Consider the following 14,059-nt stretch of genomic DNA (forward strand, 5'->3'; position numbering starts at 1 on the left):
TAACCCTGGTCATAACCGGGCTGCTGGCCGTAGCCCTGGTCGAACCCCGGCTGGCCGTAGCCCTGGTTGGGGAAGCCGCCGGACTGCGGGTAGGCACCGCCGGGCTGCTGCCCGTACTGGTCGTAACCCGGCTGCTGGCCGTAGCCCTGCTGGTCGTAGCCGGGCTGCTGCCCGTAGCCCTGGTCGTAGCCGTACTGCCCTTGCTGGTTGTACGGATCTCCCTGGGGGTACTGGCCTGGTGGCTGGCTCATGGGTCGGTCTCCTGCGGTACGCGGTTGTGCCGGCCGTCGAGTTACGTCGGGGTCGACGGTCGAGCTGATTCGGAACTGTCCCGTGTGCAGCGTTTCAGAGCGCTCCAGGGAGACTACGACGTCACCATATGTGTCCCACCCCTGTTCGGTGAGATGCTCCTGAACGCAGTCGGCGAGGAGGTCGGTAACCCGTTCCTCGTCGCCGGTGAGCCGGTCGTAGTCGGGAGGACTCAGCTGCACAACGTAGTGGTTGCAGGCAAGCAGCCGTCCGCCGGCGAGCTCGCGAATCCCCACCTCGGCTTCCCGTTGCAGGGATTGCGCGACCTCCTGGGGGACGACGTTCCCCCCGAATACGCGCGCGAAGCCGTTACCGATGATGCCTTCGAGTCGGCGCTCGAAGCGCTGCACGAGGCCCACGGCAAATCCCTCCACGCGTACGACTCCTGGCGACCATCGTATCTGGGTTAACGGCTCTGGACACCGACCAGTTCCCAACTGGAGTAGCCCCCCGTGAAAAGGGCTCGTGAAGGCGTGCTAGGCTGCTTTCGTCAGCAGGACAGAGGGGCTCGGCCCGAGCGGTTGGGACCCGGTGTCCGGCCCGGGAAGCGAGCAAGTTAAGCTTCCTGCAAGCCACGGGCGAGTGGCGGAATGGCAGACGCGCACGGTTCAGGTCCGTGTGTCCGGAAGGACGTGAGGGTTCAACTCCCTCCTCGCCCACTCAAGATCCCCCACCGGATTCCGGTGGGGGATTTTTGTTGTGCTCCACCGTCGTCGCGACTGCGACTATGAGTAATCGCACGCGATCGTTCCAGTGATCTTCCCGCGTTCGCGGTGCTCCACCGGCTGCGCGGCTGCTGCCCAGCAGCGATGCCGGCTCGACGGGGACGCGGAGCGGCCGCGGGTGCCGGTCCGCGCACCCGGAGTGAAAAGCGCCACTCATCTCCGCGCAACGCGGTCGCAACACCGCCGTCACCGCCGCACTCGCCAGCTCTTCGTCCTGTTTGGAGCGGTTTCGGCGGTTCGCGCGGATGCCGCTCGACTTTCCTGCGCTCCCGGTGCCCGCGAATCGGGATCCGGTGGTAACTGGGGTCAACGTCTTGGCGCAGCCGCGACTGTGTGCTGGGCTGAACATTATTTCGACGCGGTCGCGTCGAAAGCAGGCAGTGAGGCCTAGTCACGGGAGGACGCGATGGCGGGAAACAGCCGGGATCCTGGGCGTTCGGTGACCGCTCGGGCACTGAGCGTGCTGACTGCTTTCGATCCGGAGCATCCTCGGCTCAACCTGACCGCTATTGCTCGGCGCGCCGCCATTCCGCTGACCACCGCGCACCGGCTCGTCCGGGAGCTGCAGGCGTGGGGGGCGCTGGAGCGGGACGACTCCGGCCGCTACAGCATCGGGCTGCGGTTATGGGAGATCGGGCTGCTCTCGCCGCTCAACCACCGGCTCCGGGAGGCAGCCCTGCCGTTCATGCAGGACATCTGCCAGAACACGCACGACAACGTGCACTTGGCGGTCCGGGACGGGATGCAGGCGCTCTACGTGGAAAAGCTCACCACGCCGCGATCGGTGCCGATCATCTCGCGGGTCGGGGGCCGGTTGCCGCTGCACACCACCGGCGTGGGGAAGGTGCTGCTGGCGCACGCCCCGTCCGCGGTCATCCAGACCTACTGCGAGCGGGGGCTGCCCCGGTACACGCCGTACACCATCACCGAGCCGGGGCGGTTGATGCGCGAGTTGCAGGCGGTGCGCAACCGCGGTTACGCGCACGCCTCCGAGGAGATGACGCTGGGCAACTGCTCGGTGGCGGTTCCGGTGTGGGATGTCGACGGTTCGGTGATCGCCGCCCTGGGCATCGTCGCGCACAGTGTGCGGGCCGAGATCCCCAAACTGGTCAAACCGCTGCTGCCGGCTGCGGACGGGATCCGGAAGCGGCTGCTGGAACAAGCGGAGTCGGCTTTGGTGGAGTAGTCGGTTGCCCGATCCAGCGGAATATCACCCGAATGGCCGCATGGCCGGGCTGAAATCGGATTGCCGTTCATCGACCAGTCACCGATCGATGCGGGCCGCCGGTCGCAGCACCCTCCTCCGGACAACGCGCGAGCCGGGTTGAGCTGTTTTAGTCACCAGTGCCCACTTTCGTGGGGTGAGCAGCTGGAGCTACATCGAGGGAGGCGGGAAGCTGTGACCGGAGTACCGGGACGTGCGACGACCGGAGGAGAGGTTCGGTTCCGCTCGGCACGGGCGCGGACGGCGTTGGGCTTCTCCGCCTCCGTCGAGCAGTTGTCGACTGCTTCGGCAGCTGTGCTGGGCTGGGGCGGCACCGTGCTCGGGCCGGTGAAGTTGCTGGGCCGGAACGTGGTGCCGGTGGCCGAGCTCGTGCCGGACGCCTACGCGGAGCGGGTGTGCTTCGGCAGCGGACCGGTGCTGGACCGGGCGGAGATCGCCACGTGGGTGTGGCCGGAGATGGAGGGGCGGGTGCCGCCGCCCGCCGCCCGGATCACCGGTGTGCTGGCCCCGGCGCGGCACTGGCGGAGCGCGCTGACCGCCGCTGTTCCGTTCTCCAGGTTCGCCAGCGCCGCGATCGTGGTGCCGAAGGAAGTCGCGTTGGCGCCGGATTTCGTCTCCGGGTGCCTGGTGCGGGCCAGGCAGTTCGGCATCGCGGTGCTGAGCGCGGACGGGGACGACGTCGCCCTGGAGCTGTCCGGGCGGTGCTTCGCGGACGCCCCGCCGGTGGAGCACACCGCGGTGTCCAGGTGGGTCAACGAGGTGGTCTACCAGAAGTTGCTGGAGAGCGAGGTCCCCGCGCCATCCCGCGGTTGAGCGGGGGCTGGAACGCCGCGGTCCGTATACCGTGGTTGACATGCGAATCGTGATTGCCGGAGCGCACGGGAAGATCGCGCGCCACCTGGGCAGGATGCTCGTCGAGCGCGGCGACAGCGTGCTCGGACTGATCCGGAACCCCGACCACGCCGCGGATCTGGAAGCCGACGGGGTGACCCCGCAGCTGGCGGACTTGGAGCAGTTGGACGCGGCGACCTTGGCCGGTTATCTGTCTGATGTGGACGCTGCGGTGTTCTCCGCGGGAGCGGGCCCGGGGAGCGGTGCCGCGCGGAAGGACACAGTGGACCGAGGTGCCTCGGTGCTGCTGGCGGACGCTTGTGAACGCGCCGGGGTTCGGCGTTTCCTCCAGGTCAGTTCGATGGGGACCACGAAGCCGAATCCGCCGGACGTGGGCGAAGTCTTCGGCGCGTACCTCGACGCCAAGCGGGCGGCCGAGGCCGATCTGCGCAACCGGGACCTGGATTGGACGATCTTGCGCCCGGGGCGGCTCACCGACGACCCGCCGACCGGGCAGGTCACCCTGGACGCCGCGGTGGAGCGCGGAGACGTCACCCGGGCCGACGTGGCCGCCGTGCTGCTGGCGCTGCTCGACGAGCCGCGCAGCAAGCGCCGGGCGCTGGAGGTCGTCAACGGGCCCACCCCGATCGCCGAGGCGGTGAGCGCCGCGGTCGCCCGGTGACCGGTCAGGGACCGAGCACTCGGGACAGGTAGGCGTTGCGGAACACGCCTGCCGGGTCCAGTTCGGCGCGCAGTTTCCGGAAGTCGTCGAACTTGGGGTAGAGCTCCCGGAGGTCGGGGGCGTCCAGGCGGTGCATCTTGCCCCAGTGCGGGCGGCCGCCCACTTCGGCGACGACGTCTTCGAAGGTGCTGAACCAGTGCCGGTGGGGCATGCCGGTGTACTGGTGGATGGCGATGTAGGCGGTGGGCCGCTGGTACGCGGTGGACAGCCAGGCGTCGTCAGCGGCGGCCACCCGCACTTCCACCGGGAACATCACCGGGTGTTCGAGCCTCCCGACGGCCTCGCGCAGTTCCGCGATGACGTGGTGGACGGCGTCCCGCGGCACGGCGTACTCGCTTTCGACGAACCGGACTCTGCGCGCCGTGGTGAACACCCGGTGGGAGCGGTCGCTGTAGGAGCGCTTGGACCAGGCGGTCGCGCAGAGCCGGTTGAGCGGTGGGACCAGCCGCGGGAATTCCCGCCCGATCCGGCAGATCGCGCCGAACAGCAGGTTTTCCGCCACTTCGTACTCCACCAGGTGGCGCAGCGGGCCGAGGGGCTGCGGGGGTTCGTCCGCGGGCAGCCGGTTGTTGCGCTTGACCAGCGCTTTGCGGCTGTGCGGGAACCAGTAGAACTCGAAGTGGTCGTTGGTCTCGGCCAGTTCGTCGAACCTCGCGAGCACTTCGTCGAGTCCGGCCGGGTGCTCCTCGGCGGCCAGGTGGAAGGCGGGCTCGCACTGCAGGGTGATGGTGGTGAGCACGCCGAGGGCGCCCAGGCCGACCCGTGCGGCGTCGAACAGGTCGGGGTTCTCCTCGCGGGAGCAGCGCACCAGGCTGCCGTCGGCGAGCAGCAGTTCCAGGGCGACGACTTGGCTGGCCAGCCCGCCGAACCGGGCGCCGGTGCCGTGGGTGCCGGTGGAGATCGCGCCGGCCAAGGTCTGCCGGTCGATGTCGCCGAGGTTGGTCATGGCCAGTCCGAGCTGGTCGAGTTCGGCGTTGAGCTGGTGCAGCGGGGTGCCGGCCCGGACCGTGACCTGTTTCCGGTCGAGGTCGGTGCTCACGATTCCGGTCCAGTGCCGCAGGTCGAGGAGCACTCCGCTGCCGGGCGAGCCGATGCCGGTGAAGGAGTGGCCGCTGCCGGCGGGTCGGACGGTTCGTCCGTTGGCCGCTGCGGTGGTGATGACGTCCGCCGCTTCCTCGGGGGTTCGGGGTGCTGCGGCAGTGGGGGTGGCGGTTTCGGTTCGGGCCCAGTTCGTCCAGGACATCCGCAGAACCCTCCTGTCGGGTGGGTTTGCCAAAAAGTATGTGAAAAGGATTCACATCACAAGGGCGGGTGCATACGGTTGGGGCGTGCGGAACCTGAGCGAACCCACCGGGCAGCTGGACCCGCCGTTCGCGGTGGTCGACCTGGAGGCGTTCCAGCACAACGCCGCCGAACTGGCCACCCGGGCAGCCGGCAAACCGATCCGACTCGCCACGAAGTCGATCCGCTGCCGCGAACTGCTGCGCCGGGCCTTGGCCACGCCCGGGTACGCCGGTCTGATGTGCTACAGCCTCGGTGAAGCGCTCTGGCTGCACTCTACCGGGCTCAGCGACGACATCCTCGTCGCCTACCCCACCGCGGACCGAGCGGCCTTGCGCGAACTCGCCGCCGATCCGTCCGCCGCGGCGGCGATCACGCTCATGGTCGATTCGGCGGAACACCTCGACTTCATCGAAGCGGCCACCGGGCCGGAGCACCCCGACATCCGCGTCTGCCTGGAAGTCGACGCCTCCTGGCGACCGCTCCCCGGGGTGCACGTCGGCACCCGGCGCTCCCCCGTGCACAGCGTGCGGCAGGCGCGCCGCACCGCCGAAGACCTGTTGCGGCGCAGTGGTTTTCGCCTGGTCGGCCTGATGGCGTACGAAGGGCAGATAGCCGGTCTGGGGGACGCGCCGCGGGGCCGTCCGCTGTACGGCGCGGTGCTCCGCCAGGTGCAGCGGCGTTCGCGGGCGGAACTCGTGGAACGACGAGCCGCCGTGGTGGAGGCGGTGCGCTCCCTGGCGCCCCTGGAGTTCGTCAACGGCGGCGGCACCGGATCGCTGGAGAGCACGTCGGCCGAAGCAGCGGTCACCGAGGTGGCGGCCGGTTCCGGACTGATCGGTCCCACCCTGTTCGACGAGTACCGGGCGTTCCGACCGCGCCCAGCGCTGGTGTACGCGCTGCCGGTGGTGCACCGGCCGAACCGGAACACGGCGACGGTCTTCAGCGGTGGTTACATCGCTTCCGGTCCGCCCGGACCCAGCAGGATGCCCACCCCGGTGTGGCCCCCGGGGCTGCGGCTGACGGCCACCGAAGGTGCCGGGGAAGTGCAGACCCCACTGGTCGGGCGGGCCGCCCGGCGGCTGCGGATCGGCGACCGGGTGTGGTTCCGGCACGCCAAAGCCGGCGAGCTCGCCGAGCGGTTCACCCACTACCACCTGGTGTCCGGGCAGCGGCTGCTGCCGGCCGTGCCCACCTACCGCGGTGAGGGCTGCTCCTTCGGCTGAGCGTCCGGCATCCGGTTGGCCAGGTAGCTGCGCACCAGTTCCTTGGCTTCGGCGACCAGCGCCGGGTCCCCGTTGGGGTCCCGCCGGAACGCCAGGTGCAAGATCGCGTCCGCGGCTTCCACGGCCACCGCCAGCGGCAGCTGCAGTTCGTCCGGGTCCAAGCCGAATTCCTCGGAGAGGGTCCCGGCGAGCTTCTCGGCGATGACCGCGTTGTTGTCCTTGCCCGGGTCCAGCAGGCGGAGGTCGACGACGTCCCCGAAGTGCAGCCGGCTGAACGCCGGCACTTCCCGGTGCATGGTCAGGTAGACGTCGAACACCGCGTCCACCGCGTCCCACCAGTGCTCCAGCTGCTGCTGCTCCAGGCGGGCCGACACGGTGCGGACGAAGCGGTCCAGGTTGCGCAGCGTCAGTTCCTGCACGACCGCGCGCTTGTCGGGGAAGAACTGGTAGAGCGAGCCGACCGCGACCCCGGCCCGTTCGGCGATGAGGGTGGTCGTTAATCCGTCGTAGCCCACCTCGTCGATGAGCTCGGCGCAGGCTTCCAGCATCCGCTGCACGCGTTGCGCGCTGCGCTGCTGCACTGGTTTGCGGCGCAGCGGGGCTACTCCGGCAGACAAGGTGACTCCTCGGTCTTCACTGATGATCTCGCCGACCACGATTACAGCTCTGCAAGGGGTCTGGCAGCTGTCGGGAGCTCCCGGACTCCACCGCCGTTTGTGAGAAATCCCCGCAAACAGCGACTTTCACAGTTTCCCGTTTTTTCGCCGATCAGTGGAGCGGGACATGCCGGAGACGCTATCACTCGTTCGGTCTAAAACTGGTACCTCTTTCACTTTTGCTCTCAGTGGCTGGTCTCCGGGTCGCTAGCGGTCGGACCGGCCGATCGAACGAGGTATGTTATCGCTTCGCGTATTCGCACTGTCATATTGGCAACGCGGACCGTCACTCCCTAGCGTGAACTTGGTCTTGCCTCGTCATAGAAAGGTCATCGTGGGTCATCGCGCAGCTCGCTCTCGTCTTTGCGGCATATGCCGTGCTGTGCTTTCCCGATGGACGACAACCGGGGGGACCGCCCGCCCGCACTGCCCCTGGCGTGCGGCGACCTCCTCTGCCTGTCCAGCTGTTCAGCAAGACGCGCTGTCCGGGACGTCATGACCGCGCGAACCTCCCAGCAACCAACCCAGCTGAGCCCCTCGACGAGTCCCGTCGGACCCGGGGGAGCCGCGGCGCCGCTCTGGGCGCCGCTGACCACCGCTGAAGCCAACGCGCTGCTCACCGACGGGGGCTACGAGCTCCGGGTGGAGACGACAGCCGACGGCGCCCTGCTGCTGACCGGACCCGGCACCGGCAGCGGCCTGCTGCTCGGCGCGGAACCGACGTGGGCCGACCTGTACCGGGCGCTGGTCCGCCTGCGCCGCACCCGGCGCACCTTCAACGCCGTCTGGCTGCACCACTTGACCCAAGCGCTCACCGGGGAAACCGCCTCCGACAACTGGATCCCGGTCCCCGTGCACCGCGCGGAACTGCTCACCGCCGGATCCGCCGACCTCGCCAAGGAGTGCGCCGACCTGGCCGGCGGGCCGTCCCGGACCTTGCCGTTCCCGGAACGGGGCACCACGGTCGCAGCGCTCAGCCGGGAGAAGACCGTGCGCCTGGAGGACGCCGGGCACCGCGGCCAAGCCCAACGCCAGCTCCGCGGCTGGCAACGGCTGGCCGAAGCGCTGGACAACGACTCGGTGCTGCGGATGCACTGCGCCGTCCAGCCGGTACCGGCGGCCTTCGCGGTGCCGGAGACGGGGCAGGCCGCCGTCGCCAGGATCCCCGAACCGGTGCCCGCGCACCCGGCCCACCCCGGCGGCACCATCGTGATGCCGCTGCAGGCCCTGCTGCACCCGGCACCCGGAACCCCCGGCCTGCTCGGCGCCGTCATCGCCAACCGCTTCGAACGCCGGGAGGACGGGCTGGCCTACTTCCTGGAGCACTTCGTCCGACCGCTGCTGCGCAGCTTCCGCACCGCCCTCGACAACCACCGGATCGGGCTGTGCTCGCTGCGCAACGTGGGCTTCGAGTCCTCCACCGAACTGCAGGCCACCGGTCGGATCGTGATCACCGACTGCTCCGGGGTGCGCGACCGCCCCACCCGGGAAGACGTGTCCGCCGGGGTGTACTCCCTGGTCAACACCCTGGACCGGCTCGGCGCCGCCTACAGCCGCACCGAATCCGGGCGGCGGGAGAGCCTCGTCCGCCAAGCGATCGACCGGGTGATCGCCGAAGAACTGCGCTACCTGGCTCCGCACACCGCGGAACTGCTGTCCGGCAACCAGCCGCTGCAGTGCTACGCCCACACCGTCCCGGAATCGCAGGACGCGGTGCTGAAGTCGGTGCTCAACCGGGTGCAGGAGCGCACCCGGAAGCGGCGGTTCGACCCGCAGCTCCCGCAGCCCGCCGTGGCCATCGGCATCGACCTGTGCGGGGTGGTGCCGCTCCAGCGGATCTTGGACGCCGCCCGCCGCATCTCCGGCCCCCGACCGGGGGCTCCTGACGGCATCCTGGAGCTGGGCAGTCCCGCCACGCTCCCGGTGCTGCCCAGCTGCGTGCCGGAGAGCTGGCAGAACTTCGTCCGGCTCTCCGGGCTCGCCGAGCGGTACCCGTCGGTCGACTGGTCCGCCGTGCACCGGGACTTCGTCCGGGCCTTCCGCGCCCGATCCCCGGAGAGAGCGCACAGCGACACCGTGAACGCCGGCCTGGCCCGGTTCGTGTGGGACGTGCAGGACGCCGGTGGTCAGGTGTTCTTCTACACCGCGCAGCGGGAAGGACGCCGGAAGCACACCCGGGAGCTGCTCGTTTCGAGCGGCGTTCCGGAAGCTCCGCTGATCCACGTCCCCGACAACGCGGCGGCCCCGCACCCCGGTGCGGAGCTCCGCGACTTGCGGCGCTCCGGCAAGATCGAGGTGGTGGCCGTGTTCGCCGGAAAAGCGGCCGACCGCAACGCCATCACCGCCGAATTCGACCAGGCGGTCCCGGTCGCGGTGGAAATCCCCGGCATCGCCCAGGAGCGGTTCCCCGGACAGGACACCCCCGACGGGGCCGAGGTGATCGCGACCTTCGAGACGACCCCGCGACCGCACGACGACTCCCGGAGCAGACCGCGCCTGTCCAACACCCACTCCCTGGAAGAACTGCAGGTCGGTGCGCTCCGCCGGAACCGGATGGCCCAGCGCTGGACGGTTCAGCTCACCGCCGAGGAATCTAGGTCCATAGTGAACTCCATGGTGTCCGATGCGGACAGATCGGCGACCAAAACAGTCCGGAGTGCACTGAAGAAGTACGGGATCCCCGAGGGGACTGGCCAGGTTCGCGATCCGGACCTGCTGCTGCGCCTCCTGCTGCACATCCTGACCCGGAAGCAATTCCTCAAAGGATCCCGGTCGAACTACCAGCTCTGCGACATCCCCCGGGACGCCATGCCGTTCATCCGGCGCAACGAACCGATCGACGTCGTGCTGTTCGGGTTTCCCGTCAAGCAGTGCCTGAACCGGCTGAAGGCCTTCGGCCCCCTGCCGGACCTGGCCGAGCTCGGGGGCCTGGTGCGCCTGCGGGAGCTGCAGCGGGCGGTGCGCGAGGTGTACCCGCCCGGCCTGCGGTTCAACATCCTCAGCGACGGTCGGCACTTCCGCAGCCGACCCCGCGGGATCACCACCGCGTACCGCAAGAAGGTCCAGGAGTACATGGACTTGGCGGGCATCACCGAGTGCACCAGCATCGAGGAGATCGACGCGGTCGCGGCCCGGAGGCTCGGCCCGGGCGTTCCCGCGGAGCGGGCTCGGCGGATCGCCCGCTACCGGAAACGGCTCAACCGGGCGCTCCAGCGCTTCGACATCACGGACAACCCGCTGCGCACCCTGGACGAGGTGCACGAGTTCACCGCGGAGCTCACCGAGTTCCAGCCCCACGTCATAGGGTTGTTCCGGGAAATGCTGATGTCCCTGGTGTACTCCGTGCCGGTCGCGGTGCCCCCGGGGATCGACCGGATCACCTGGTCGACCGCGGTGTACGCGGACCTGTACAACCTGACCGACCAGACGGTGTCCCCGGAAGTCCGGCAGGCCCGGACCGCGGTGCTGCGCCGGGCGTGGCACACGGTGATCCGCTACCTGGCCACGCTGCAGGTGGACGAGGAGTTCGGGTACGAGAAGATGTTCCCCAACCGGATCCGCCTGACCGTGACAGCTTCCCGGAAGGGCTGCCTCGGTTTCACCTACCTCGGTGGTTCTGGACTGCTCCCCTGGCAGGGCACCGGCGCCATCGACTCGCGCGGCCACGTGGCGGTGGACTTCGCGATCTCCATGCTCGACCAGGGATTCGTGCCGGTGTACTCGCCGCTGCTCGGCCCGCGGCAGCCGTGGATGATGGTGCCCGCGGAGCACACCCGGTTGCCCGGGACCGAGGTGCTGCCGTTCCCGCGGGGCTCGGAACGGGCGCCCGGGCTGCGATTGGACCCGGAGTTCGCTGCGCAGGTCCGATTGCGGCGCAAATGAGGCGAGAACGTCGATAGGCCCTGGGCTCGGTCGGGGATACGAGCACCAGGGCCTATCCAAACTCCGGTGTCCGTCCGGGGTAACGGAAGCCGGAGTGTTGGGTTCCGCGGGCTAATACCGGTCGGGGGGAGGGGAGTGCGTCGGCATCAGCCCGCGGAAGACCACCAGCTCGCAGGGGTGCGAGCCGCCCACTGTTTCAGTTTTCGGGCGGCCGGTGGAGCACGGGTCGAGGTCGGGGGCACACGACCGATGCCCACCGGCCGCCACAGGCGGTTCCCGACTACCCGGGGGAGGAGGAGAACGGGGTCCGGGGTCGGGGCCGCCGAGCTTTACGGCACCGCAGCAGCCGGCATGTTCCCTCCTGCCGGGCGCAGGTGCCGTGCGGGACGGGGTGCCAGGGCGCCGGTGATCAGGTGCTCGTAGGCCGAGTGCCAGACCGCGCAAGGCGCTTTCCGCGGCCGCCACCGGCTCGAACACTCCGGGCAGTTGCCCTTTTCGTCGGCGTCGTGAGCGGTGAGGAGCGCTCGCCAAGCCGCCGTGATCCGAGGCAGCTCGGAAGGCGCTACGGACAGCAGTGCTTGGGCGTCAGCGCGGTTCGCCAGCTCGGACAGCATGTCCAGCCGCTCCCACACCGCGTTGCGCAGCACCTGCCCCACTACTTCGTCCACCGAAACCCACCGTCACTTTCGTGCCTGCACAGCGGCATCGCGCAGCGCTGTGGCCAGTTGGCCCGCTCCCGCCGCGGTGAACGCCGCGGGAGGGCCGGGCGGCCCGACGAGCACCACCCTGTCCCGGTTGACCAGCACGTCCAGGAACCGGTGCGCATTGGACACATCACGGCAGTCCATCCGCAGCAGCCGGCGGGGTCGTGCGGGCCCCGGGACACTGCCGGCCCGCTGGCCGTCCCGGTCTCGCTCTGCTCGCATGACCACCGCCATCCGGATCTCTGGACGTGCTCGTTGCTTGCGATGACTAGATTGGATCCTGGGGGCCTGGTTCGCCTAGGGGCAGGCGATAACCGGGCCAACGGCAACGATGAACGGTCAGTGGACTTCACCGCTACCGATCACTTCTGCCGAAGTGCACTTCACCGCTTGATCGGAGTGCCCTTACTCTGCGACCAACGCCCGTCCAGAGCGTGAGGGGGTCTAAGTGAGCATCATCGGAACGGGTGGCTCTCCCGTTACACCCGATGTGTGGGAGGACCGCGAAATGCGGGATGCCCTGGCCCGGCGGGACGTCAGTGAAATCTACCGCCAGCTGCGCCGGCGCGGCATCTCGCAGCGGCAGATCGCGGCCTCCACCGGGCAGTCCCAATCCGAGGTCTCCGAAATTCTCAAAGGGCGGCAGGTCATCGCCTACGACGTGCTCGCCCGGATCGCTGACGGGCTTGGCATTCCACGGGGGTACATGGGCCTCGCCTACGACGGGGCGACGGCAATGAGGGTCGCTTCGGCCAGCGACCCGCAGGCTGAGGAGGACGAGTCGGTGAAGCGTCGGAAGTTTTTGTCCCATGCCGCAGCCGTGACGATGGGGGCGGCTGTTTTCGGTGCGGAGGAGAGCAGCTGGGTGCCGGCCAGCGCCCAAACGCCTGCGCCGACGCGCATCGGTATGACCGACGTGCAGCAGATCCAAGCCGCCACCAAGGCGCTGCGGGACCTCGACTACCGGTATGGGGGAGGTACGTGCCGGGACGCCGTGGTCGCGCAGCTCTCCTGGGCGCAGCAGCTGCTGGAGGCGCGGGCCACCGAGCAGGTGCGCCGGCAGCTCTACCTGGCCTTGGCGGACATGCACAGCTTGGCCGGCTGGACTTCGTTCGACACCGGGCTGCTCGACCCGGCGCGCGGCCACTTCGGCAAGGCGCTGGAATTCGCCAAGCAGGGCGGGGACGACGGCCTGGTCGCCAACGTCCTGTACCGGATGGGTCGGGTCTACCTGCACTACCACGAGCCCAACGAGGCGCTGAAGCTGTTCCAGCTCGGCCAGATCGCCGCGCAGGAGTCCGGGTCGAGCCTGACCGTCGCGGTGCTGTGCGCGAACGAGGCGTGGGCCTACGGCATGATGAACAAGCCGGACCAGGTGGTGAAGATGCTGGGCCGCACCAAGGACGAGTTCGCCAGGGCGAACGTCGAGGAGGCCCCGGACTGGGTCCGGTTCTTCAACGAGAACGATCTGCACTGCATGGTCGGGTCCGCGCAGGACGCCTTGGCGGTGTACAACCCGGACAAGCACGCGCCCATCGCGGTGGCCGAAACCATGAAGTGCAACGCCACTTACGGTTCGGACTACCAGCGCTCCCACGTGTTCGGGTTGAGCATGCAGGCGACCAACCACATCAGGTCCGGTGACCTGCAGGAGGGCATCAAGGTCGGGCGCCGTGCGCTGACGCTCGCCGAGAAGGTGAAGTCGCAGCGGGTCGCCGACCGGCTGCAGCCGCTCCAGATCGAGGCGGCGAAGCACCGGATGAACTCGGACGCCCGGGACTTCGCCGAGGAGGTCCGCAGGTTCCGCCAGGCGTGAGTCGCCGCGCGGCTGGAGCGTACGAGTACGGCGGTGGCGCCGAGCAGATTTCGGTTGGAGCACATGGTTTCCAGAACCCGCCCGCGCACGGCCGGGCGGCATTCGCAGGAAGGCCGCTACACCCGGGCAAAGCTGGCGTTTGCCCTGGCCGAAGTGTGCGCAGCAGCCGGGTTGGACCCGAGCGGGGCACGGTTGCTCAGGTTCGTGAACAACGCTGTTTTCCGACTTCGCGAGCACGAAGTCGTGGTTCGCATCGTCTTGGCCCCGTCGCTGGCGCACCGGGCGGAACACGTCGTGGCGTCAGCGCGCTGGTTGGCCGAGCACGACGTGCCCGCGGTGCGGTTGTTGGACGTCGAGCAGCCGGTGCGGGCCGGGGACTACGTGGCCACGTTCTGGCGGCTGGTCCCGGAGCGGGGCAAGCCGAACGGAACGCACCTGGGGGAGCTGCTGCGCCAGTTGCACTCGTTGCCGGTTCCGCAGTTGTTGCCGCTGTGGCGGCCGCTGGACGACGTGCGGCGCAAGTGCGCTGATGCCGAAGAACTGGATCCGGAGGACCAGGAGTTCCTGCTGCAGCACTGGCTGGGGGAGGCCGCCTTCCAGGAGTGGGGGTGGCGGATCCCGTTCGTGCGCCCGTCGGGTGGGTCCGGTGTGTTCCGGTCGAT

Annotated in this window: 12 protein-coding genes and 1 tRNA gene; 8 read left to right on the top strand and 5 right to left on the bottom strand. The window is 69.2% G+C overall.

Annotated features, from left to right (window positions below; translation table 11 throughout):
- On the bottom strand, positions 1-668 hold a 668-nt coding region (locus SREC43747_RS0117340; protein WP_029722620.1), incomplete at its 3' end, for a DUF3662 domain-containing protein.
- Between the two features lie 217 nt (positions 669-885).
- On the opposite strand from SREC43747_RS0117340, the gene SREC43747_RS0117345 reads away from it, so the two are divergent.
- The 4 genes from SREC43747_RS0117345 to SREC43747_RS0117360 all read left to right on the top strand — a co-directional run bounded on the left by SREC43747_RS0117345 (position 886) and on the right by SREC43747_RS0117360 (position 3,772).
- Positions 886-968: transfer RNA gene (locus SREC43747_RS0117345), tRNA-Leu, on the top strand.
- A gap of 472 nt (positions 969-1,440) precedes the next feature.
- Positions 1,441-2,220, top strand: a complete 780-nt coding sequence (locus tag SREC43747_RS0117350; RefSeq protein WP_029722608.1) for an IclR family transcriptional regulator — start codon at positions 1,441-1,443, stop codon at positions 2,218-2,220.
- A 213-nt stretch (positions 2,221-2,433) separates the two neighbouring features.
- Positions 2,434-3,072 carry a hypothetical protein gene (locus tag SREC43747_RS0117355; protein ID WP_029722609.1) on the top strand — a complete coding sequence of 213 codons (639 nt, stop codon included), beginning with the start codon at positions 2,434-2,436 and terminating at the stop codon, positions 3,070-3,072.
- Between the two features lie 40 nt (positions 3,073-3,112).
- Complete coding sequence (locus SREC43747_RS0117360) at positions 3,113-3,772, top strand: SDR family oxidoreductase (protein ID WP_029722610.1); 660 nt, start codon at positions 3,113-3,115, stop codon at positions 3,770-3,772.
- 4 nt (positions 3,773-3,776) lie between these two features.
- On the opposite strand, the gene SREC43747_RS0117365 is transcribed toward SREC43747_RS0117360, so the two are convergent.
- A complete protein-coding gene (locus tag SREC43747_RS0117365) occupies positions 3,777-5,075 on the bottom strand; it encodes a D-arabinono-1,4-lactone oxidase (protein ID WP_029722611.1) in 1,299 nt (432 codons plus the stop codon).
- An 85-nt stretch (positions 5,076-5,160) separates the two neighbouring features.
- Between SREC43747_RS0117365 and SREC43747_RS0117370 the strand changes: the two genes are divergently transcribed.
- Positions 5,161-6,339, top strand: a complete 1,179-nt coding sequence (locus SREC43747_RS0117370) for an amino acid deaminase/aldolase (RefSeq protein ID WP_029722612.1) — start codon at positions 5,161-5,163, stop codon at positions 6,337-6,339.
- Here the strand turns inward: SREC43747_RS0117370 and SREC43747_RS0117375 are convergent.
- Complete coding sequence (locus SREC43747_RS0117375; protein ID WP_037342691.1) at positions 6,309-6,887, bottom strand: TetR family transcriptional regulator; 579 nt, start codon at positions 6,885-6,887, stop codon at positions 6,309-6,311. The genes SREC43747_RS0117370 and SREC43747_RS0117375 overlap by 31 nt on opposite strands.
- A gap of 501 nt (positions 6,888-7,388) precedes the next feature.
- Here SREC43747_RS0117375 and SREC43747_RS0117380 point away from each other — a divergent pair.
- Positions 7,389-10,877 (top strand): L-tyrosine/L-tryptophan isonitrile synthase family protein, encoded by a 3,489-nt coding sequence (locus tag SREC43747_RS0117380; RefSeq protein ID WP_236623255.1) that lies wholly within the window; start codon positions 7,389-7,391, stop codon positions 10,875-10,877.
- Between the two features lie 329 nt (positions 10,878-11,206).
- Here SREC43747_RS0117380 and SREC43747_RS0117385 read toward each other — a convergent pair whose 3' ends face one another.
- Entirely contained in the window at positions 11,207-11,545 is a 339-nt protein-coding gene (locus tag SREC43747_RS0117385; RefSeq protein ID WP_029722616.1) for a hypothetical protein, read from the bottom strand.
- 12 nt (positions 11,546-11,557) lie between these two features.
- Positions 11,558-11,803 (bottom strand): hypothetical protein, encoded by a 246-nt coding sequence (locus SREC43747_RS0117390; RefSeq protein WP_029722617.1) that lies wholly within the window; start codon positions 11,801-11,803, stop codon positions 11,558-11,560.
- 286 nt (positions 11,804-12,089) lie between these two features.
- On the opposite strand from SREC43747_RS0117390, the gene SREC43747_RS0117395 reads away from it, so the two are divergent.
- Both SREC43747_RS0117395 and SREC43747_RS0117400 read left to right on the top strand, forming a co-directional pair.
- Positions 12,090-13,397 (top strand): helix-turn-helix domain-containing protein, encoded by a 1,308-nt coding sequence (locus SREC43747_RS0117395; RefSeq protein WP_029722618.1) that lies wholly within the window; start codon positions 12,090-12,092, stop codon positions 13,395-13,397.
- Positions 13,398-13,601: 204 nt separating this feature from the next.
- Positions 13,602-14,059, top strand: a 458-nt coding sequence (locus SREC43747_RS0117400) for a phosphotransferase (RefSeq protein WP_152528457.1), incomplete at its 3' end; no start/stop codon positions are given.

This window comes from Saccharopolyspora rectivirgula DSM 43747 (assembly GCF_000497205.1).
Taxonomy (GTDB): domain Bacteria; phylum Actinomycetota; class Actinomycetes; order Mycobacteriales; family Pseudonocardiaceae; genus Saccharopolyspora; species Saccharopolyspora rectivirgula.